The following is a 21,350-nucleotide window of genomic DNA, read 5'->3' as shown; positions in this document are numbered from 1 at the left end:
CATATTTTCCTTTCTATTGTCACTTAAACATAAATTACATTTTATCGAGCAAGTATTGAAATATTCACTGAGTTTTTCTTAAATATTTATAATTTTCAATAGTTTACTCTACTTATTACAAAAAAGGTTAATAACCCTCTCATATAACAATTTTGATAAAAATAGTATTAATCATTGCAGGAAATTATAAAAAACATGATAATAAGCACGTTATTTTCTATGTTACCTAGCATAACCATTTATCTGTCTCGACATACGCTTTAAAGGAATTTCAGTGATCATCAGCAAATATGGAATGCGCACACTTTTGTTCGCCCTCTTTTTCTTTACAACTACAGTGTACTCAGCAGAAGAAATCAACAATGAAGGTGAAACAACATCTCCTAAAATTGTGGATACTAGCTCAACAAAAGTACCATTAGCTGAAAACAATAGCTTACAAGAAACACCTGAATATAAAGGTACTGATCAGCAAATTACTGATCCTACTGCCGATCCTAAAGTAAACAAATCAAAGCAACAAACAAAAATAGTAGAACCTGAAGCACCTTACGAACCAGCTTATACAAACTCTGCATGGGAACAGTTTGACGTTCCAGATAGTTTTTATGACAACCCTTATCAAGTTTCATTATTTTCACCTGAAAATGGAGAAGATGGTGAACGCCTTTGGTCACAAACCACCTCTATCTTTTATTATGGTTTAGGTGTTGTTGCAGTACTTGCCGTTATGCCAGAAGAAATTACCAATTGGGATAATGATGATGACGTAAATTTAGGACAAAAGTGGATAGATAATGTCACAGCCGGTCCTGTATGGGATCGCGATGATGCTGTCTTAAACCTTGTAATGCACCCTTATTTTGGTGGTGTCTATTACCAAGCAGCACGTAAATCGGGTTACCGCCAATGGGATTCATTTTTATATTCAGCATTAATGTCCACCGTATTTTGGGAATATGGTGTAGAAGCTTTTGCTGAAACACCATCAATGCAAGATCTTGTTATCACACCGGTTTTAGGGTGGGTATATGGTGAATGGGCATTTAACACTGAACGTGAAATATGGACAGATGGCGGAACAGTATGGGGAAGCGAATACTTAGGTAATACCGCCCTATTTTTATTAGATCCCGTTGACTCTGTTGGTCGTAATGTTAATCGATTATTTGGTACTGACTTAATTAAGGCTGGTACTGGCTACGTTAAATTATCAGATCAAAGTTCTGAAAATAGTCCACGAAACGATCAAGCGATTATGTTTGAAGTTAACTATGTTTTCGGTGAAGAAAACAGTCCTGCACAATCAGGTATTAGTGGTAAACGTAAAATTGGTGAAGGTTATTCATTTGGTCATTCAAACGATCCTGTAAGTTATGGCATTATAGGTTTATCTTTAGGCGCAGGTTACCTTAATTTTGACAGTAAAAATGGATCTGCAAGTGAAGCAATTGCACAAACTTCATTGGGTTTATATTTTTCTCGTAGTTTTTCAGCTCGCTTAAGTTATTCATCAACGAAAATGATCAAAGAAATTGTTGAACCAACTAATATTTATGAAAGCTTCAGTGTGGATGGACAATATTATTTCAATACAAAATCTGATCTTCGCCCATATATAACAGCGGGTGTTGGTGAAGAGATTTGGGAAGAAAGCAAAGATAGATATAACTTTCAGGTCAATACAGGTTTAGGCATCCATTATCGTTTAAATGCAAACTGGGCATTACAAGCTGAAGCCGTTAATTATTACACACCAAATGAAGGTAGTAACGATCAACAAGTCGTAGGCAAACTGTTATACCGTTTTGGTGATGGGGAAAACATGTAACGCCAATCAAAGTCGTAAAACAAAAAATCCCAGTTCATAGCTGGGATTTTTTATATGTGTATGATTAGTATTAGTTAACCAAAGAGGTTAAACATACTGAGTTAATATTGTCAGCAACTCATATTTACGTTGTTCACTACAAAAACTTGCCGTTATACTATTTTCAACTAGCTTTCTGGCTTGAGATTGATTCAAATGTAACGAATCAGCTAACGCTTCAAAGTTTTCAGTCATATACCCACCAAAATAGGAAGGGTCATCAGAATTAACTGTAACACAAACTCCTAACGCTAAAAGCGCTAAAATATTATGATCGCTCATATCATCAAACACTTTTAATTTAGTATTGGATAGTGGGCAAACCGTTAACGGCATACGAGTTTTTGCCAAATAATCAATCAGTTTAGGATCAGAAATAGCATTAACACCATGATCCACTCGCGAGACTCTTAGATCATTAATCGCAGTCCAAATGTATTCTGCAGGGCCTTCTTCTCCAGCATGAGCAACGGTTAATAAACCTAACTCTCTCGCTTTAGCAAAAACACGGCTAAATTTTTCAGGCGGATGACCACATTCAGAACTATCTAAACCAACGGCTTTAATTTTATCTAGGTGAGCCGTTGCTAACGTCAATGTGGAAAAAGCTTCTTCCTCACTTAGATGACGTAAAAAACACATAATTAATTCACTAGTAATATTTAACTTCTCTACACCATCCTGTAAGGCTCTATCAATACCATTGATAACTGTTGAGAAAGCGATCCCTCTATCTGTATGAGTTTGCGGATCAAAAAATGGCTCCACATGACAAACATTTTGCTCTTTACATTTAAGTAAATAAGCCCAAGTTAAATCATAGAAATCTTGCTCTGTTACTAAAACCTGAGCGGCTTGATAATAGATATCTAAAAAATCTTGAAGTTGTGTAAATTGAAATGCTTTTTTTACTTCATCAACATTTTGATAAGGTAATTTAACTTGGTTACGTATAGCTAAATCAAACAGCATTTGAGGCTCTAGACTACCCTCTAAATGTAAATGTAATTCTACTTTAGGTAACAGCGCTAACCAGTTGGCAGAAGCTATTGAAGTCTTTTTTGTTATTATTGAATCTGGCATAGTTGGCATTAATCACTTCTAATAATGAATGAATATAATTTAAATATACTTATAGCGTTTTTCCCATTGTTTAAATAAATAAATAACAGAAAAAGTTAAACACATATACAAAATACCTGCCGCTAAATAAGCTTCAAATGGCGCATAATAACGCGCATTAACAACACGCGCAGCACCTGTTATATCAACAATAGTAACAACACCTGCAATTGCACTACCGTGGATCATAAATATAATTTCATTGCTGTAAGCAGGTAATGCACGGCGTACTGAATTAGGTAAAGTAATACGTTTTAATATTTGCCAACGACTCATACCATAGGCTTTGGCAGCTTCCAATTCACCTTCTGGCATAGTGCTGATCACACCACGGACTATTTCAGCAGTATAAGCTCCCGTATTTAATGAGAAAACGAGTAATGCGCAAAACCAAGCTTCCTGAAAATAATACCAAAGAGAGCTATCTCGTATTGCATCAAACTGTGCAACACCATAATAAACAAGGAACAATTGAACTAATAATGGTGTTCCACGGAAAAAGTACATATAGGCCCAAATAGGTCCTTTAATTAACCAATTGGGATGGCTACGTAATACTCCCATTGGTAAAGCAATGATTAACCCAATCAATAAAGACAGGGCAACTAACCAAGTGGTTGTCCATAAACCCGTTAGGTAAAATTGATACTCAGTAATGATGATTGAAAAGTCCATTGTTACCTCGTTTGAATACGATATTTATGCTCAGCCCATTTTAAAAATGAGGTTGAGATAGTGGTATAAAGTAGAAATACCAAAGCCACTACTAAATAGAAGGTAAATGGTTTTTGAGTTGATCCTGATGCATCACCCGCAATTTTAACCATATCTTGTAAACCAATAATCGACACTAATGCGGTTGTCTTTAATAAAACAAGCCAGTTATTACCTAAACCAGGTAAAGCATGGCGCATCATTTGTGGAAACATGATCCGAGAAAAACGTTTATATTTATTCATCCCATAGGCTGTTGCGGCTTCCATTTGTCCTTTATCGACGGCTAAAATCGCGCCCCTAAAGGTTTCAGCCATGTAAGCCCCAAAAATAAAACCAATGGTTACAATGCCAGCAAAATAAGGACTTATATCGATATAATCAGGTAAATAAGATGTCCATTCATGATTCGGGTAATACCCAGTCATCACGCCATTAAGCCATTCATTAAAGTTATAACTCATATTATTAACGAGCATTTGCCCACCAAAGAAAATTAATAACATTAAGATCAAATCAGGGATACCACGAATAATAGTGGTGTAGACAGTAGCGATGCCAGTTAATACCGAAGAGTGGGATAGTTTAGCTAAAGCAGCAATTAAACCGAGTACAACAGCAAGTAATAAAGATAATAAAGCAACTTGTAATGTTAACCACGCACCGGCTAAAAAAATATCTTTATAGCCATATAAATCAAACATATATACTTCTTTTCCAAAAGAATAAAAAGGATGGATTATGTCACCAATAGAAGTTATTGCTAACTACCACCCTTTTTATTTTTAACGTTCTTTTTACTTAATACCGTAAAATAGAACGATATATTTATTCTTGACCGTATACGTCAAAAGTGAAGTACTTATCTTGGATTTTCTTATAAGTACCATCAGCACGAATAGCATCAATGGCTTTATTTAATTGATCTGCTAAATCTTTATCTTGTTTACGGATCGCAATACCTGCACCGTAACCAAACCATTTAGGATCAGTTAATTCAGGACCAACAAATTCAAACTTATCGCCGTCTTCTTTTGCTAGTAAACCATCACTAATTGCAGCAGAGTCAGCCATTACGTAATCAAGACGACCCGCTTTTAAATCTAAATAAGCTTCGTCAGCTGAACCATAACGTCTAATTTTTGCAGAAGGAAAGTTATCAGAAATGTATAGGTCCATCGTAGTTGCTCGTTGAACACCTACTCTTTTACCTTTCATAAAATCAGCAGTTGCTTCATAAGCAGTGCCTTTTTTAGCAACAAAACGTGCAGGAATATGTTGGTATTTCTTAGTGAAAGCAACTTTTTTCTGACGCTCTTCTGTAATATCCATTGTTGCAACAATAGCGTCAAATTTACGGCCTAATAACGCAGGAATAATGCCATCCCAATCTTGTTTAACTAACGTACATTTTGCTTGTAACTCAGTACATAGTGCATTAGCAATATCAATATCAAATCCAGTTACACTGCCGTCTTCTTCTGTTTTACTAAAAGGAGGGTATGCACCTTCAACACCGATACGAATTTGTTTCCACTCTTTTGCTTGTGCAGTACTAAATGCAAATGCAAATAATGCAACTAATATAGTAATTTTTTTCATTGTATTTCCTTATTGGTGATTAATAACTAAATTTTTATTGAGGTATAAAACCTACTAATAAACGGTTGATATAAATTGTTTAAAGCGCTCAGAAGAAGGATTTTCAAAAATAAGCTCAGGCTTACCTTCTTCTTCTACTAACCCCTGATGTAAAAATAAAACTTTATTCGAGACATCTCTGGCAAACGCCATTTCATGTGTAACCACTAACATAGTACGGCCTTCTTCAGCCAAATCGCGCATAACAGTTAATACTTCACCAACTAATTCAGGATCTAATGCAGAGGTAGGTTCATCAAACAGCATAACTTCAGGTTCAACAGCTAATGCTCTAGCAATCGCAACTCGTTGTTGTTGGCCGCCAGAAAGTTGTCCAGGGTAATAATCTTTTCGTTCATATAAACCAACACGTTGTAATAAAGCTTCAGCTTTTACAATGGCTTCTTTTTTTGGAACACCAAGCACATGAACCGGTGCTTCAATCACATTTTCGATAACAGATAAATGAGACCATAAATTAAACCCTTGAAATACCATCGCTAAACGACTGCGAATTCGTTCAACTTGTTTAATAGAGGCTGGAATTGCGCCGCGTTTTTTATCTTGTTTCATTTCGATTAATTCACCATTAACCAAAATATCACCTGAAGTAGGTGTTTCTAACAAATTAACACAACGTAACAAGGTACTTTTACCTGATCCTGAAGCGCCTAAAATAGAAATAACATCGCCTTGATGAGCTTCTAAATTAATACCTTTTAATACTTCATTATCCGCAAAGGATTTATGTAGATTTCTTATCGATAAAGTCGGTGCTGTCATCAGTAATATTCATTATGGTTAATTAAAGTGATTCTTCATTGTACCTAGTTTGTACAAAAAATTAATAAAATAAATACAAAGATTTACTCTGTTTTTACATTTTTAAAAATTAAATATAAACTTATTTGAAGAGATTAAATCTAAATAACCCACCTAACTCACATATATTGATCTAAATTAACTCTAAACAAGATCTATCCCTAATTATCATATAATTCTTTACAAAGTTTCATTCCATGATATTGTGCGCGCGATCTCAATTACTTAAACATCCACACAAAAGGTACATCACGTGTCACAATCAGATAACTTTGCAAATCCAGCTCCATTAGGCCTAATGGGCTTCGGTATGACCACTATTTTATTAAATATCCACAATGCGGGTTTTTTCCCAATTAGTGCAATGATCCTTGCTATGGGTTTATGTTATGGCGGTGCAGCACAAATTATCGCGGGTATTTTAGAATTCAAAAAAGGTAACACTTTTGGTTTAACTGCATTTACTTCATACGGTTTCTTTTGGATCAGCTTAGTTGCATTATTATTATTCCCACAAATGGGAACTGAAGGCGTAACACAAGCAACACCACATGCATTCATGGCTTGTTACTTATTAATGTGGGGTATCTTTACTGCGTTTATGTTTATTGCAACATTACGTGGTAGCCGTGCATCACAGCTTGTATTTGGTACTTTAACTATTTTATTCTTCCTATTAGCAATAGGTGATTACACAGGTTCTGAATTAATCATTCAAATCGCTGGTTATGAAGGTATTCTATGTGGTGCAATTGCTATCTACTCTGCAATGGCACAGGTTATCAATGAGCAATACGGCCGTACCGTATTACCTCTTGGTGAGCCAAAATAGTTCTAAACTAACTTATTATTAAGCTAGTTTATTAAGAGCCGAGTTAAACTCGGCTTTTTAATATCCTTTTTTAAGAAAGTTAACAGGACTCCCATATCAATAAGAAGTTATTTGCGGGCATTACTACTTTTTCAATTAAACGCAGTCCTGTACCCCACTCACTTAATTCATTAATATCCCGAATACCACCACAACCATTTTGTTTAAGGTAGATATCAAATTCACGGTTACCCTCACTGGTATAATTTCCATCAAGATTAAAAGGGCCATATTGGCAAAATATCCCACCTTTTTGTAAATTATCAGCAACCATTTTCATCATCTCTTTAGCATTATCTTTTGCCATGATGTGTGTGGTATTAGCGGTAAAAATAGCATCAACAGGAATGCTAGGCCAAGGATGTTTGCCAATCAAAAATTCAAAAGGAAGCTGTAAATTACGACTAGGAAATTCCTTAATCCAAGCATTAATGCTCGCATGATTACTTTTATCATCGCTGGTATGCCATAGTAAATGCGATAAATGAGGAGCAAAATAAACAGCATGTTGCCCAGTGCCCGACCCAATTTCTAATACCTGTTTACGATCTTTTAACACACGAGAAAGCACGTCTAAAATCGGTTTTTGATTACGTTCGCAAGAACTAGATGATTGTTTGGTCATGTATTTTCTCTTCGCATTAAGGTGCATTACGTTGTGAGGGATCTTTTTTAAAATCACGAATTAACTCATTAGGATTAACTTTTGCTCTGTGCTCTTTTGTCGCCTCTCCCCACCAAATCAATTGATTAATTGTATGAGAAAAATAATCAAACCAACTATTTTGATCTTCTCCAAGTTGTAACTCTCCCGCCTCAGTAAAAATCTCTTGTGCTTTAGGGATATGTATCATTGCAGAGACAGATAAACAGCCAAGCTCAGATAAAAAAGTACGCATACCAACAGCAGCTCGCATACCGCCCCACTGACCAGCAGAATAAGTAACAATAGCACTGGGTTTATAAGAAAATAAGGAACTACCGAAATGGTTTAATAAATGCGCTAAAGCTGGACTCATTGAATGATTATATTCAGGACTCACCATAATAAATCCATCTGCACTTTCAATTTTTTCCGCTAATAAATTAAGTTCATTAGGCGCTTTACCCTTAGCGAAAGCAAAGTGAGGTTTGAAAACGCTTTCAAGTGGATAATCTAAACAATCAATAAGTTCTATTTCATGCTCTTGATAACGTACTTTTAGGCACGAGAGGATCGCTTTTGCCACTCTATCCCCCAACCGAGCAGGTCTAGGAGGAGTACTGTCGCGAATGCTCCCCAAGAATACTAATAACTTCATATTTATCTCCAATAAATTTACTTAGATAAAATAAAAAATTATTAATATCATCTGTTAACACTTAAAAATCAACTAAATAGATTACCTGATGATAAGTAGATACAAAATAAAATGGTAGGGATCCTGCATTCTTTTATTTTTGTTAACTAGAGGTTCGTACATTCTTCATAGATGATTAAATAAAAGGATGGTACGGCATTGAACACCACCCTAAATTATCAACAATTTGCTATAACAAAGATCAGCGCTTTGTTAGTCCTTTTTTATTCAAATATGGCAAGATATGTGAACGAGATTCTTTTGATAATTGTGTAGTAACTTGTTGTGACCAAGTACTTTGCTTTTGATTACTAATGCGACTTCCATAATAGTCATGCATCACTTGATCATAATCTTTAATATCATCCATATTCAGCGGTTTATATTGATTTTCATGCATAATAATATGAGCAGGTAAACGTGGTTTTAGATCTGGCTCTTGTGCGGGGTGACCTAAACACATGCCAAATAATACCGCTGTATTTTGTGGCAACTCAAGTAACTCATCAACCAACTCTATTTGATTACGTAATCCACCAATATACACACCACCTAAACCTAATGATTCAGCCGCTATTAAACAATTTTGCGCCATAATACCACAATCAACAGCACCAATCAGTGTTAACTCTGTAAAGTCAGCTTGAACATCAGGGTTAATCGCTGCATGACGTTGATAATCAATACAAAATACTAAAAATTCAGTTGCATGTTCAACATAGCGCTGATTACCAGCATACTCAGCTAACAATTTACGTTTGTTTTTATCTGTCACTCGAATGATAGAAACCACCTGCAACATGCTCGATGAAGAGGCTGCTAACCCAGCTTGAATAATAGTATCGAGTTGATTTTTTTCTATCGGCTGCTGCGTATATTGACGAACTGAACGGTGATTTAATATTGTCTCAATGGTTTTATTCATAATAATGATAACCTTGTCATGATGATTGTTTTTATCAGGTGCAACACTCCCCTAATAACATGGTGAAAATATTGAAATTAAATATGGGAATGATTATTTAAAAAACATACTTTTTATCTACCACATTAAATACAACTTAATCTTAACTTAACTACCCACAAGACACTTTGAATTGTTTTGAATTACGCATAAATACATATCCCAAAAATTCAATTTAAAAGTATTCTTTCAGCCAATATAAATAATTAATGGGTATTATTAATTATATTAAAATACCAGTAAAATAAAGCACATGGACATCACTGCAGTAAAAAGGGAAATAATGATAACGCTTCAACGTACCTGCATCACTATACTTTTAATGACTATTATCACAGGCTGCGCATCACTCCCTGAAACAGTTGAGCACACAACTTCCCCTTTAGCGAAACCAACCACCAGCAAATTATCTGAGATAGTTAACCACTCTCGCCCTCAACAATCAAAATCTTCAGAAAGTGCATTCATATTACAACAGTCTGGTTGGGATGCTCTGTCACAACGTATCGCCCTTATTGAAAGTGCCAACCATAATATCGATATACAATATTATATTTGGAATGAAGATACTTCAGGTAATTACCTTGCGAGCCGTTTAATTGCAGCTGCTAAACGTGGGGTACATGTGAGAATTCTTCTTGATGACTTTAACCTAAGTAACCGAGATGCTCTATTAGCCACGATTGACAACCACCCTAATATAGAAATCCGTGTTTATAACCCCATTCCTAGTCGTAACGGTGTAATGAAATTAGTAAACGTTACTACCAATTTTTCTCGATTAAATCGACGTATGCACAATAAATCATTTACCGTCGATGGCGTACTATCGGTTGTTGGTGGGCGTAATATAGGTGATGAGTACTTTGACCTTTCCAACGAGGTTAATTTTAACGACCGTGATGTGTTAGTAGCAGGCAAAGTAGTGGATGAAATCCAAGATAGTTTCTTACAATATTGGGATGGTCCTTGGTCCTACCCTATAAGCTTAATCAGTAATAAGACAAGCACTAATCTAACAACATTAGAAACAGCGCCAATTCCCCATTACCAACACTACCCGAACTTGCCCGAAGGGAAAGAAAGTTCAAATACGTTACTCACGAATGTCATCAATAAATTGATTTGGGGAAAAGCACATTATACCTCTGATAGCCCTATAACCGCTGATGTTAGAGAAAGTGACAAACCTAAAGCAACGGCTAGATTATTAGCTAAGTTAGCGCAGCAATCTAAACAGCAGATCTTAATTGAATCTGCTTATTTGATATTTGATGATCGGCAGTTGAAAGCATTACAAAAATTAACCGATAAAGGTATACAGATAAAAATATTGACCAATTCAATGGCTTCTAATGATCTCATCACTAATCATTCAGGTTATGCAGGACGACGCACCGATATGCTCGAGCATGGCATACAATTATTTGAATTAAAGCCCGAAACAAAACTATGTATAGAATCAACACGAGACCAATCAAAATGTATGCCGATAGCGCATTACGGACTTCACGCTAAATCAGCAGTATATGACAGAAAAATAGCCACTATCGGCTCCTTTAATTATAACCTACGTTCAACCTACCTGAATACGGAGGCTGTTTTAGTCATTGAAAATCAACATATTGCAGAAGCACTTGCGACTTCCATAGAACAAGCAATGCAAGAAGAAAACAGCTGGCGCTTAGCGCTACATGATGAAAAACCTCGCTGGTATTCAGGGGATAAAACTTGGGATAGTGAGCCAGAAACAGGAAAATGGCAACGATTCAACTCCTATTTATTACAGTTATTACCCATTGAAAAATATTTGTAATATAAATTATCAGAACTAAAACTGATAATCGTTAATCGTCTCTTTAACAGGTATTATTATTTTTACTTTTCCAAATAACTTTAGTGAATTATCAGTGCCAAATGACGCATCAAAAAAACGAGCAATACAGTTAAATAACTTCTTGCATCGTATTGATTGTAAAACAGCAATAATAGAGCTGGTAACTCAACAGGGTTGCACTTTAAAACGTATTCGCCGTTCTAAAAACTGGCTACTAACAGGTAAGCAGAATCAACTTGTAGAGATAAGTAAGCAATTACAACAAGAGGCAATCACATTAAACAAAGTCACTTTGGACAAAACAAATTTCGATAAATCAACTGCAAATAAAAAGAGATGGATTGCAGAAGCCATTAATAAATCACTTCCCAAACCAAGTTTTGATTTAACCGCCATAGTCCAATCCACACCAGATATAACCATTAACCGATTAATAGCAGAAACAGGTTGCACGTTAATCGAAGCCCGAGCAGCCATGGATAAAGCAGAAGATTTGAATTGGATAGATTAAAGGTGAAAGTTAAAGCATCGCCATCTAACCCGATGGAATTATTCTCTATTAACAACAGAAATATGGAATAGAATTAATTAAACATAACTTTAGTATCTTTTTAAAAGTGTGATTAAAAAATAATAGCAGGATGAATCCAGCGCCCCAATGATACACAAAAAAACTACATCCATTTCTCAGTTGAGCATTCGTAAATACCTTAGCTTTACTCAATATTGCTACATTAATCCACACCGTTAATTTTTCCTAATCAATAACTTTCAGTAACAGCAAACAAGACGTTTTCTGTATGAACTAATGCCTTAAGAATGATTTCAATGTATGGGTATCCACAACTTAACAACTCTTCAAAGTTTCTTGGGGCATGTAGACATAAACATAATATTGATATAAATGCCTTATTCTCCTGAAAGAATAACTAGGCTCACTTTCACTCATTCATGTAAGTAAAAACGGCATTAGCTTAGATTTACTTGAGATTAAATAGATTATTCTGTTCTCTATAAGTTATTGATTAAATGAGGCTTAAATTGAATAGTAAACTATGATGATAAATGTACTCGCTTTTGCTCCATTTTCGAGATGCTTTTAATTAATAGAGGAATACAAGGATGACAATAAGAAAGCCATTAATAGCATTAATGCTATTTTCATTTGCTGGCTTCGGCACAGCTCAAGCAAATACTAAAATACCAGATAATATTAGCACGCCAGATAAAGTTGAAAGTCGTATCGGTACACTTGAATATAATGATGGAGTCCCTACGCTTGAAACAGCTGAATTGGTGCGTGATACATTAGATTTTACACGTGCATTAAATGCTTATAACAATAGCTTTCGTGGTGCATCAGCTTATGCATTAAGTAAAGGGTTCCAAAGTATCGGAGCTGACGATAATTCATTTGTCATCTTTTCTGACTTAATGGATAGCCGTTCGCTATTTTTGACTGGTAATACCGATACTATTTATACACTCAGTGTTATCAATTTATCGAAAGGACCTATGGTGCTTGAATTGCCTCCACAGGCATTGGGAACGCTTAATGATATGTGGTTCTCTTGGATTGTCGATCTTGGACGCCCAGGACCAGACCGAGGACAAGGTGGGAAATATTTAATCGTGCCACCAAATTATAACGGGCCACTGCCTGATGGCGGATATTATATCGCGCATGCTAAAACTAATCGTGTTTTGTATGCTGCTAGAGCATTCCTAGTGAATGAAGATCCTAAGCCTGCGGTTGCTAACATTAAGAAAAATCTTAAACTTTACCCTTATACACCAGGAGGTTTAGGTACCAGTATCGCGACAGCATTACAAGGTGAAGTTCGATTAGCTGTGAATCCTAAAATTCCAGAAACTAAGTTTATTGAAAGTAGTGGTAAGTCATTTAATACAGTCCCACCAAGTGACTTTGGCTTCTTTGAAATGATTAATGAAAATGTACAACAAGAGCCAGCGACTAGCTATGATGTTGAACTTGCAGGTCAGTTAGCTGCTATTGGCATTCAACATGGTAAACCGTTTAAACCTGATGCACGTATGAAGAAAATTCTTACTGATGCAGCAGCCGTAGGTAGTGCTGCTGGGCGAACATTAAACTGGCGCTACTCAGCAATCCATCCAGAGTGGTCTTACTATCCAGATTCTATGTGGAGTAATATGCTTTGGGAAGGTGGTTATTTATTTGAAACACCGCCTCCAGCCTTTACTAAGGAAGGCATGTTCAAGCCACACGCTAAAACGGGTGCACGTACGCTAGATTCACGTACCGCTTTCTACTATGGTTATACGCTTGATTCTCCAGGAATGATCATGAATATCCCTGGTGTCGGATCTCAATACTTAATCGGTTTTGTTGATTCAAAAGGTGAAGCTTATGATGGTAGCAAAACGTATAAAATGACACTGCCTAAAGGTATTCCTGCGCGTGCATTTTGGTCGTTGATTTTATACGATAATCAGTCTCGCTCAATGTTACAAACACCACAACGTTTTCCTCGTGCGGGTAGCCAAGGTTATCCTTCACCTGCTGCTGAAATAGCAAAAGATGGCTCAACAACTATTTATATTTCACCTAAACAACCTAAAGGTGTAGCCCGTGGTAATTGGATCCAATCAGACCCTAAAAAAGGTTGGTTCACAATATTACGTTTATACAGCCCGCTAGAAACATTCTTCACTAAAGAATGGCAACCAAGTGAAATTGAGTTAGTTAAATAATACTTATTTAGTATTGAATTCAGCGGATCGATTTTGTATCGTCCACTGTTCTTCATATCTAAATTTTTATGATAGATAAGTGAATCCCCCCCCCTTAAAGATACTTGGCATTAAGTAGATACTGAATAGCTTATTCTTCAGTATTTTCTGATAAAAGAAAGTGAGTTGCCAGCAGGGCGAAAATACTATTCCTAAATGTATGGGTATCCCTAACTTATGCTCTACTTTTATACTTTAACTACCGTGTAAAGCCTCTTAATGTGAGCTTTTATATCAATATTTAACTATTTAGTCACAAAACTGAAACCCTCTTGTCATACAAAATCATTAGTTTATCCCTTGTATTTATTTTTAATTAATAGGGATATAAACATGAACTTAGTAAAATTAGCAGTAGCAAGTGCATTGCTCGTGTCGGCAACTGTGTCGGCAATGGATGCTCGTTATCAAGATAGAACAGGTAACCTAGTAGCAGATGTACCAGAAGATAAATCACAATGGGCTGATCCAGGTACATTAATTTTTGCTTATACACCAGTAGAAGATCCTGCTGTTTATGCGGACGTATGGAGTGAGTTCATTACGTATTTGGAAAAATCAACTGGTAAAAAAGTACGTTTCTTCCCTGTTCAAAGTAATGCGGCGCAAATTGAGGCGATGCGTTCTGGTCGTTTGCATATTGCTGGTTTCAATACTGGCTCTACACCATTAGCGGTTAACTGTGCTGGTTTTTCTCCATTTACAATGATGGCTGCAAAAGACGGTTCATTTGGATATGAGATGGAAATCATCACTTATCCTGGCTCAGGCATTACTAAAGTAGAAGATTTAAAAGGCAAAAGTTTAGCGTTTACATCTCAAACGTCAAACTCTGGATTTAAAGCACCTTCTGCCATTTTAGCGTCAGAATATAAAATGAAACCTGATGTTGATTTTAAACCTGCATTCTCAGGTAGCCATGATAATTCAATCTTAGGGGTTGCAAATAAAGATTATGATGCAGCAGCTGTAGCAAACTCAGTATTAAATCGTATGTTATCTCGAGAAGTTGTGTCAAAAGATCAAATTGTGAGTATTTATAAATCACAAACATTCCCGACTACAGCATACGGTACAGCATACAATTTAGCGCCAGAATTAAGAGAAAAGATTGAAAAAGCCTTTTATTCATTTGATTGGGCTGGCACTAAGTTAGAAAAAGAATTTAAAAATAGTGGTGAAGCGAAGTTTATTCCAATTACCTACAAAGAGCATTGGAAAGTGATTCGTACTATCGATACTGCAAATAATGTTTCTTACACTTGTAGCTAAAGGAAAACCATGTCTACTTTAACACTTAAAGGGTTAACGAAGCATTATTCTGCTGCAGATAAAGCGTTAACCAATGTTAGCTTTACGGTTGATGAAGGTGAAATAGTTGGACTTATCGGCCCTTCGGGGGCCGGTAAATCGACCTTGATCCGATGTATTAATCGTTTAACAGAACCTACTAGCGGAAAAGTTATCTTCTCCGAGAAAAATCTCGTCTCTATGTCTAAAAATCAATTAAGAACTGCACGACGTGAGATTGGCATGATTTTCCAAGAGTATGCGCTAATAGAGCGATTAACTGTAATGGAAAACGTACTTTCTGGGCGTTTGGGTTATGTGAGTTTTTGGCGTAGTTTCACACGAAAATTTTCTAAAGAGGATGTTAATACCGCTTACAAATTATTAGAGACGGTAGGATTATTAGAACATGCCAATAAACGTGTAGATGCCCTATCAGGCGGTCAAAGGCAGCGAGTTGGCATTGCGCGAGCATTAGCGCAAAAACCTAAACTATTGTTAATTGATGAGCCTACTGCGGCACTTGATCCAAGAACGGCAAGACAGATCATGCGCTTAATTAGTGAAATATGCGTTAAACATCAATTACCAGCGATCATTAATATCCATGATGTGCAATTAGCGAAACAATTCGTACAACGTATTGTAGGATTAAAAGCAGGCGAAGTAGTTTTTGATGGTAAACCTAATACCTTAGATGAATCTGTATTAACCACCATTTATGGGGAAGAAGATTGGAATTTGCCACAAGAAAATAATATTGATAGTGATGACCTTGAAGCGCCTACTACACCCGTTTTGAAGGCGATTGCATGAATAACTCTTTACCTACAACTTGGAAAAAGCCCCCTCTTATCAAAAGTGCTTGGTTGCGCTGGGGCATTGTCATATTTTCAATTGCTTATCTATACAGTGCCACGCAATCTATCCATATTAATTGGGCGCGAATATATGAAGGCTCTGAACGTGGTTGGACATTCATATTAGGTTTTATGAACCCCAATTTCAGTGGGCGCTGGGAACATATCTATACAGGCTTAATTGAAAGTTTAACCATGACTTTCACCTCAACCATTGCGGGGATTATTCTTTCCATTCCTTTTGGTTTGGGAGCAGCTAACAACCTTGCACCTAAGCCTATTTATCTGTTTTGTCGTTCTTTTATTGCTATTGCCCGTAGTTTCCAAGAAATAATTATTGCTATTTTATGTGTTGCATTATTTGGCTTTGGTACGTTTGCTGGATTTGTCACACTTACCTTTGCAACGATTGGTTTTTTAGCGAAATTATTTGCAGATGAAATCGAAGCTATTGACCCAGCTCCTTTAACGGCAATGAAAGCCGCTGGTGCAAGTTGGCTGCAACAAGTGAACTATGCAGTACAAGCTCAAGTTATGCCTCGCTTCATTGGTTTATCCATGTATCGTCTTGATATTAATTTTCGAGAATCAGCAGTTATCGGTATTGTAGGTGCAGGTGGTATAGGCGGCACATTAAACACCGCAATGGGTAGATATGAATATGATTCCGCTGCTGCCATTTTATTGATTATTATCGCAATTGTTATGTTGTGTGAATATCTATCAACCATTCTTCGTCAACGTATCAAATAGAGAATTTAAAAATGAGTTCAATGAACATTAACAAGGATGAATGGCATAAATACAATAGCAAGCAACGATTATTTAACTGGGTTTGTTGGTTATGTTTTATTACCTTAGCTGTTTATACTTGGCAAGTGATGAATCAAGATACTATTTGGTATTTTGTTACCGATTCACCAAATCAAATTGCCGATATCAGTGCACGTATGTGGCCACCTCGTTGGGATTACATGAGTCAATTGTGGGTACCGCTTTGGGATACGATTAACATGGCGACGTTAGGGACTTTATTAGGGATTATGCTTGCTTTTCCTATTGCTTTCTTAGCGGCTCAAAATACAACACCAAGTACTTACATAGTGCGACCTATCGCCCTATTTATTATTGCAGCAAGTCGTTCAATTAATTCATTAATCTGGGCGTTATTATTGGTTGCGATTCTTGGGCCTGGTTTACTTGCGGGGATTATTGCTATTGCACTACGTTCCATTGGTTTTATTGCTAAATTAATGTACGAAGCCATTGAAGAGGTAAATGAGACACAAGCTTCATCGATTAGAGCAACTGGTGCTTCTTCTTTACAAGTATTAAACTATGGCGTACTTCCTCAAGTTATGCCTAGTTTTATCGGGACGAGTTTATTTCGTTGGGATATTAATATTCGTGAATCAACGGTATTAGGATTAGTTGGTGCGGGCGGTATTGGTCTTAAATTACAGGAATCAATGGCGATATTATCCTGGCCACAGGTAACGGTTATTTTTATATCTATTCTGTTTACCGTAGTCTTATCTGAATGGGTATCTGCTAAAGCACGTCACGCGATTATCTAAGTGAATAATCAAGTAGATATTGAATACTTTCGCTTTCAGTATCTACTTTTATTGACATTCAAAACAAACAATTAGACTCCTCCGTATTAATCCAACTAAAATAAAATTAATAATTTAATTATTTTACGATAAAAATAAATCCGTAAAATAAATCCGGACATCCATTCATTTACTTAGACAAGGTGGTTTATCAATTAAACGATACAATATAAAAAAACAAAGTTAACCGGAAAGACTATTCTTGATGAAATAAATCTGGACATCCATTCATTTACATTATACTTAATATACTATTTCTGTTATCCACACACCAAGTCAATTAATGGGAATAGTTGAGTAATAAAACCTAATGCATAGAATTTATAAGTAAATAGCTAAAATTCATCAGTTTTTATATACAAGAAAGCTTAGCGAACGCTAATAATAAAATGATTAGGAATGAAATGAATTAACGATGAACTAATGCAGCCGTAATTGGTTTTTACTCGCTATCCAACGCTTACCTGTGTGACTTGCATATGCGGATAATGCGTCTAACGACCCTACCGCGCCGTGATAATCTTTGCCAAAACTACTGGCCAATGATAACCAAGTATCATCATCTAACCCAAGCTGAGAGAGAATGCTAGGGCGTTGACTTGAAATAGCACCACGTTTGTCTTCTCTTATAATACGACCACTCCAATCAACTAATTCGATATAATCCAATAGTGAAAATGGAATACCTTCGGTTGATTGTTTGTTTTTATCCCCCACGAAACCAAATAAAGATTTTTTAGTAAAAGCATATTCCAGTGGTTTTTCTTTCTGCTGAGCCACACCATGAATGCGCTCATAAGCGGAGGTATATTCAGACGTGTCAACACTGTCACTCATTTTTGCTCGTACAGGATTCAAATCAACATAAGCCATGCAAGTGAGTAACGCATCTTCATCAAGTAGGGCTTGAGACTTGAATCGCCCTTCCCAAAAACGACCAAAGCACTCATCTTCTTTATTGGCTTTACGTGCAATAAACTCGTTTAAGCAACGCATAAACCATGAAATATCAGCGAGTCGACTTCGCCAATGTTCAATAATAGCCAATGCTGCTTTATTTTCTGCTTCTGATATTGTTTGCTCTGATTGCCAACGCTCAACTAATACAGGCTTTGAATACAGCTGACACCAACGTTCACAAACTTCCTCATGGTTTAAATTGTCATTGAATGCTTCATCTACATGTAACACCAGATGGTAATGATTGGACATAATAGCGTAAGCACAAATATCAATACTAAACAGCGAAGCAAGGTAATGCATTCGCTCAACCACCCATTGACGCCTATGCTCAAAAGATTTTTGTGTGTATTTATCTTCTCCACATAAGTAAGCGCGGCGAACACAGCGAGAAATACAATGGTAATAAGGTGTATCAGATAACGATACTTGCGATTGGCGAGATTGAGTCATAGCAAACTACCTCCAATATGCTGAAATAAGCCACTTTCAAAAGATAGTTTACGTTTTAAATTAATTCAAAGTAGATGGGTGTCCGCTACTTTGCGCTACTTTTTGGCGTAGCACCATTTAATAAAGAAAGTGGTAACTATGAATGTAAAAGAAATATACGTGGAGATCGCCATAAAATACGAACTGTAATGTATATGGCAATGATGTCAGCGATGCAATGTAACCCTGTTTTTAAAACAACATATCAGCGATTAGTAGCGGCAGGAAAGCCAAAGAAAACAGCTATTATTGCTTGTGTTCGTAAGATGATAGTTATATTAAACTCGATGGTTAGAGATGGTGTCATGTGGGATCCTAAAATGAATACAAATTAGAATTTGACACCATAGTCACTTGTTATGTTTAATTGCTTGCGCCTAAAATTTTAACTTTCATTGCCTCAAATTCAGCTTGAGAAATGATACCTTTTTCAAGTAAGTCATTAATTTTAATTAACTCTGAGTAAGTGTCTTTTGTTGCCTGAGATGACTTGGAATTAATATCAATTTTTACATTTTGATCAACTACATGATCAGCACGTTTTTTTAATGATGTTCTCACTGCTTCTTCATCTTCTTTGTTTACAACTCTAAATTGATACTCGAAAGATGCCCATTGTCCGGGGCCGTTACCTATAGGTGTATATGTAGATGAAACAGGAACAGCTATTTTCCCTTTTGATTTAGCAAATGTATTAGCATCTCTGATCACATCTGCTCTTAATGCTCCAGCATTCCCAAAAATACCACCATGGTCATCTCTGAATAGAACATAAGTATCAGGTGAAATTTCAACAACACCAGGATTAGCACATGCGGTTAGAACAAAACATAAAAGCAAAATTATCAGCTTCATTTTAGGGAAACTCCAATTGTTGATTATTAAACATAGACATAATGACTTCCCACTAAGGTGCTAGCCTCTACCGAGGGTTAGTTGAAAACCAGAGCCATAATATATCTATCAATAATATAATGTGGAGGCTAGCATGACTAAACATAGCATACTTTTCATCGGCTTAGATACGCATAAAACATTTACGGAAGTCGCCTATATTGAAGACCAACGCGGCGCAAAACCTGTTCATTTAGGGCGTGTACTCAGTAATAAAACGGCGTTCAAAAAACTCGTTAGACAATTACAGTCTAAATATCCAGATGCCACACTACATTTCGTTTACGAAGCTGGTCCTTGTGGTTATAAACAAGTATTGGACACCCACTAGCTCATCGCAATAAAATCAAACCTTTAGAATAAAAAGTTGATGGGTGTCCAGTACTTTTATCCACATTATATTTCCATTACCTGCCCAGACCAATTGCCATCTAGTTTTTCAGCCACAACTAAAGCATTTTGATTCTCAGATGCACAAGCAAGTAACCCAGTGTTTGACCAAATTGCACTTTTACCAATAGGAGCCCAATTACCTGTAGGTTGACTATGATTAGCCATTGCAACAAGCATATTATATTCATTAGCATAAGCAGCCATTACAGCTGTATCAGAATCATACCCACCTTCTGTAATTAATACTCCGGCGATATAAACAGAAGCGCCTAGTTTAGAACAAGTACGAGCATGGTTTGAATTATTGGTATCAGCACAAATAGCATTAGCAATTTTTGTGTTTCCAATGGTTATACAATTATAATCAGAGCCGCGATTAAAATATGCCTCTTCACCAGAGTGAAGGTACATCTTTTCATAAGTATCTACTGTACCTAATTGAGAAATGATAATAAGCCCAATCTTTGGCAAACCATCTGACTTCAAAGGTGCACCAACACCAATTGTTATATTCTTTTCTATTGCAGAGTCAATTAAAGGTTTTAACCGACTATCATCAGTTGAAAATGCAAGCTTAACAGCTAATTCGGGCTCATAACCTGTAAGAGATAATTCAGGAAATACAATATACGAAACTCCAACTTGACTTGCTTTTTCTATAGCAACTAAATGATTTTTGATGTTTTCATCAACATCACCTTTTATAGATGACACTTGAGCTACTGCAATCTTTAAATTTGGCACCTAACCCTCCTTGAAATATAACGAGGCTGTAGAATAACTCGTTTTCAGCCTACTTAATTTAAATAAAAACCAGATTAACTTACATTTACTTGAGATTAAATAGATTATTCTGTTTTCAATAACTGATTGATTAAATTGAGGCTTA

Annotated in this window: 20 protein-coding genes and 2 pseudogenes; 11 read left to right on the top strand and 11 right to left on the bottom strand. The window is 36.2% G+C overall.

The features are described 5' to 3' along the window. Window positions 1-274 precede the first annotated feature (274 nt). The gene (locus tag E2R68_RS13185) at window positions 275-1,831 is read left to right on the top strand and encodes a DUF3943 domain-containing protein (RefSeq protein ID WP_134278145.1); all 1,557 of its coding nucleotides are present in this window, start codon (window positions 275-277) and stop codon (window positions 1,829-1,831) included. Window positions 1,832-1,918: 87 nt separating this feature from the next. Here E2R68_RS13185 and E2R68_RS13180 read toward each other — a convergent pair whose 3' ends face one another. From E2R68_RS13180 to E2R68_RS13160, 5 genes are all read right to left on the bottom strand, one after another. Beyond that, entirely contained in the window at window positions 1,919-2,953 is a 1,035-nt protein-coding gene (locus E2R68_RS13180; RefSeq protein WP_134278154.1) for an adenosine deaminase, read from the bottom strand. 39 nt (window positions 2,954-2,992) lie between these two features. After that, window positions 2,993-3,667, bottom strand: a complete 675-nt coding sequence (locus E2R68_RS13175) for an ABC transporter permease (RefSeq protein WP_134278144.1) — start codon at window positions 3,665-3,667, stop codon at window positions 2,993-2,995. Between the two features lie 2 nt (window positions 3,668-3,669). Next, window positions 3,670-4,410, bottom strand: a complete 741-nt coding sequence (locus E2R68_RS13170) for an ABC transporter permease (RefSeq protein WP_134278143.1) — start codon at window positions 4,408-4,410, stop codon at window positions 3,670-3,672. Window positions 4,411-4,534: 124 nt separating this feature from the next. Beyond that, complete coding sequence (gene aotJ, locus E2R68_RS13165; protein WP_134278142.1) at window positions 4,535-5,308, bottom strand: L-arginine-binding protein AotJ; 774 nt, start codon at window positions 5,306-5,308, stop codon at window positions 4,535-4,537. A gap of 54 nt (window positions 5,309-5,362) precedes the next feature. Next, on the bottom strand, window positions 5,363-6,130 hold the full coding sequence (locus tag E2R68_RS13160; protein WP_134278141.1) for an ABC transporter ATP-binding protein: 768 nt from the start codon (window positions 6,128-6,130) through the stop codon (window positions 5,363-5,365). A 292-nt stretch (window positions 6,131-6,422) separates the two neighbouring features. On the opposite strand from E2R68_RS13160, the gene E2R68_RS13155 reads away from it, so the two are divergent. Then, a complete protein-coding gene (locus E2R68_RS13155) occupies window positions 6,423-7,001 on the top strand; it encodes an acetate uptake transporter (protein ID WP_134278140.1) in 579 nt (192 codons plus the stop codon). 79 nt (window positions 7,002-7,080) lie between these two features. Here the strand turns inward: E2R68_RS13155 and E2R68_RS13150 are convergent, their stop codons facing one another. The 3 genes from E2R68_RS13150 to nfsA all read right to left on the bottom strand — a co-directional run bounded on the left by E2R68_RS13150 (window position 7,081) and on the right by nfsA (window position 9,305). Beyond that, entirely contained in the window at window positions 7,081-7,665 is a 585-nt protein-coding gene (locus tag E2R68_RS13150) for a DUF938 domain-containing protein (protein ID WP_134278139.1), read from the bottom strand. A 16-nt stretch (window positions 7,666-7,681) separates the two neighbouring features. Next, window positions 7,682-8,341, bottom strand: a complete 660-nt coding sequence (locus E2R68_RS13145) for an NADPH-dependent FMN reductase (RefSeq protein ID WP_134278138.1) — start codon at window positions 8,339-8,341, stop codon at window positions 7,682-7,684. A 241-nt stretch (window positions 8,342-8,582) separates the two neighbouring features. Further along, the gene (nfsA, locus tag E2R68_RS13140; RefSeq protein WP_134278137.1) at window positions 8,583-9,305 is read right to left on the bottom strand and encodes an oxygen-insensitive NADPH nitroreductase; all 723 of its coding nucleotides are present in this window, start codon (window positions 9,303-9,305) and stop codon (window positions 8,583-8,585) included. Window positions 9,306-9,627: 322 nt separating this feature from the next. Between nfsA and E2R68_RS13135 the strand changes: the two genes are divergently transcribed. The 7 genes from E2R68_RS13135 (at window position 9,628) to phnE (E2R68_RS13105) (ending at window position 17,683) form a co-directional block, all read left to right on the top strand. After that, window positions 9,628-11,160, top strand: a complete 1,533-nt coding sequence (locus E2R68_RS13135; RefSeq protein ID WP_134278136.1) for a phospholipase D family protein — start codon at window positions 9,628-9,630, stop codon at window positions 11,158-11,160. Window positions 11,161-11,254: 94 nt separating this feature from the next. Continuing rightward, a complete protein-coding gene (locus tag E2R68_RS13130; protein WP_243834688.1) occupies window positions 11,255-11,692 on the top strand; it encodes a ribosome recycling factor family protein in 438 nt (145 codons plus the stop codon). A 611-nt stretch (window positions 11,693-12,303) separates the two neighbouring features. Continuing rightward, entirely contained in the window at window positions 12,304-13,917 is a 1,614-nt protein-coding gene (locus E2R68_RS13125) for a DUF1254 domain-containing protein (RefSeq protein WP_134278134.1), read from the top strand. Between the two features lie 372 nt (window positions 13,918-14,289). Next, window positions 14,290-15,228 carry a phosphate/phosphite/phosphonate ABC transporter substrate-binding protein gene (gene phnD / locus E2R68_RS13120; protein ID WP_134278133.1) on the top strand — a complete coding sequence of 313 codons (939 nt, stop codon included), beginning with the start codon at window positions 14,290-14,292 and terminating at the stop codon, window positions 15,226-15,228. 9 nt (window positions 15,229-15,237) lie between these two features. Beyond that, a complete protein-coding gene (gene phnC, locus E2R68_RS13115; RefSeq protein WP_134278132.1) occupies window positions 15,238-16,062 on the top strand; it encodes a phosphonate ABC transporter ATP-binding protein in 825 nt (274 codons plus the stop codon). Further along, the gene (gene phnE / locus E2R68_RS13110) at window positions 16,059-16,859 is read left to right on the top strand and encodes a phosphonate ABC transporter, permease protein PhnE (RefSeq protein ID WP_134278131.1); all 801 of its coding nucleotides are present in this window, start codon (window positions 16,059-16,061) and stop codon (window positions 16,857-16,859) included. Before phnC ends, phnE (E2R68_RS13110) begins: the two co-directional genes overlap by 4 nt. Window positions 16,860-16,879: 20 nt before the next feature. Further along, on the top strand, window positions 16,880-17,683 hold the full coding sequence (gene phnE, locus E2R68_RS13105; protein WP_208380251.1) for a phosphonate ABC transporter, permease protein PhnE: 804 nt from the start codon (window positions 16,880-16,882) through the stop codon (window positions 17,681-17,683). Window positions 17,684-18,142: 459 nt separating this feature from the next. Here phnE (E2R68_RS13105) and E2R68_RS13100 read toward each other — a convergent pair whose 3' ends face one another. Beyond that, complete coding sequence (locus tag E2R68_RS13100; protein ID WP_134278129.1) at window positions 18,143-19,135, bottom strand: transposase; 993 nt, start codon at window positions 19,133-19,135, stop codon at window positions 18,143-18,145. A gap of 98 nt (window positions 19,136-19,233) precedes the next feature. On the opposite strand from E2R68_RS13100, the pseudogene E2R68_RS13095 reads away from it, so the two are divergent. Beyond that, window positions 19,234-19,509: pseudogene (locus E2R68_RS13095) on the top strand (transposase); the annotation flags it as partial. Between the two features lie 28 nt (window positions 19,510-19,537). Here the strand turns inward: E2R68_RS13095 and E2R68_RS13090 are convergent. Then, the gene (locus tag E2R68_RS13090) at window positions 19,538-20,029 is read right to left on the bottom strand and encodes an SHOCT domain-containing protein (RefSeq protein WP_134278128.1); all 492 of its coding nucleotides are present in this window, start codon (window positions 20,027-20,029) and stop codon (window positions 19,538-19,540) included. Window positions 20,030-20,162: 133 nt separating this feature from the next. Between E2R68_RS13090 and E2R68_RS13085 the strand changes: the two are divergent. Next, window positions 20,163-20,375, top strand: a pseudogene (locus E2R68_RS13085) (IS110 family transposase); the annotation flags it as partial. An 89-nt stretch (window positions 20,376-20,464) separates the two neighbouring features. On the opposite strand, the gene E2R68_RS13080 reads toward E2R68_RS13085, so the two are convergent. Next, window positions 20,465-21,205, bottom strand: coding sequence for a carbon-nitrogen hydrolase family protein (locus E2R68_RS13080; protein ID WP_134278127.1), 741 nt, complete (start codon window positions 21,203-21,205; stop codon window positions 20,465-20,467). Window positions 21,206-21,350: the final 145 nt, after the last annotated feature.

The organism is Psychromonas algarum, assembly GCF_004376845.1.
In the GTDB taxonomy this organism is placed as follows: domain Bacteria; phylum Pseudomonadota; class Gammaproteobacteria; order Enterobacterales; family Psychromonadaceae; genus Psychromonas.
This window is presented reverse-complemented; position numbering and strand designations above follow the sequence as displayed.

Excerpts from the sequence above, each read along its gene's own strand:
- E2R68_RS13180 (WP_134278154.1), bottom strand. The coding sequence starts at position 2,953 with ATGCCAGATTCAATAATAACAAAAAAGACTTCAATAGCTTCTGCCAAC.
- E2R68_RS13175 (WP_134278144.1), bottom strand. The coding sequence starts at position 3,667 with ATGGACTTTTCAATCATCATTACTGAGTATCAATTTTACCTAACGGGT.
- E2R68_RS13170 (WP_134278143.1), bottom strand. The coding sequence starts at position 4,410 with ATGTTTGATTTATATGGCTATAAAGATATTTTTTTAGCCGGTGCGTGG.
- aotJ (WP_134278142.1), bottom strand. The coding sequence starts at position 5,308 with ATGAAAAAAATTACTATATTAGTTGCATTATTTGCATTTGCATTTAGT.
- E2R68_RS13160 (WP_134278141.1), bottom strand. The coding sequence starts at position 6,130 with ATGACAGCACCGACTTTATCGATAAGAAATCTACATAAATCCTTTGCG.
- E2R68_RS13150 (WP_134278139.1), bottom strand. The coding sequence starts at position 7,665 with ATGACCAAACAATCATCTAGTTCTTGCGAACGTAATCAAAAACCGATT.
- E2R68_RS13145 (WP_134278138.1), bottom strand. The coding sequence starts at position 8,341 with ATGAAGTTATTAGTATTCTTGGGGAGCATTCGCGACAGTACTCCTCCT.
- nfsA (WP_134278137.1), bottom strand. The coding sequence starts at position 9,305 with ATGAATAAAACCATTGAGACAATATTAAATCACCGTTCAGTTCGTCAA.
- E2R68_RS13135 (WP_134278136.1), top strand. The coding sequence starts at position 9,628 with ATGATAACGCTTCAACGTACCTGCATCACTATACTTTTAATGACTATT.
- E2R68_RS13125 (WP_134278134.1), top strand. The coding sequence starts at position 12,304 with ATGACAATAAGAAAGCCATTAATAGCATTAATGCTATTTTCATTTGCT.
- phnD (WP_134278133.1), top strand. The coding sequence starts at position 14,290 with ATGAACTTAGTAAAATTAGCAGTAGCAAGTGCATTGCTCGTGTCGGCA.
- phnC (WP_134278132.1), top strand. The coding sequence starts at position 15,238 with ATGTCTACTTTAACACTTAAAGGGTTAACGAAGCATTATTCTGCTGCA.
- phnE (WP_134278131.1), top strand. The coding sequence starts at position 16,059 with ATGAATAACTCTTTACCTACAACTTGGAAAAAGCCCCCTCTTATCAAA.
- phnE (WP_208380251.1), top strand. The coding sequence starts at position 16,880 with ATGAACATTAACAAGGATGAATGGCATAAATACAATAGCAAGCAACGA.
- E2R68_RS13100 (WP_134278129.1), bottom strand. The coding sequence starts at position 19,135 with ATGACTCAATCTCGCCAATCGCAAGTATCGTTATCTGATACACCTTAT.
- E2R68_RS13090 (WP_134278128.1), bottom strand. The coding sequence starts at position 20,029 with ATGAAGCTGATAATTTTGCTTTTATGTTTTGTTCTAACCGCATGTGCT.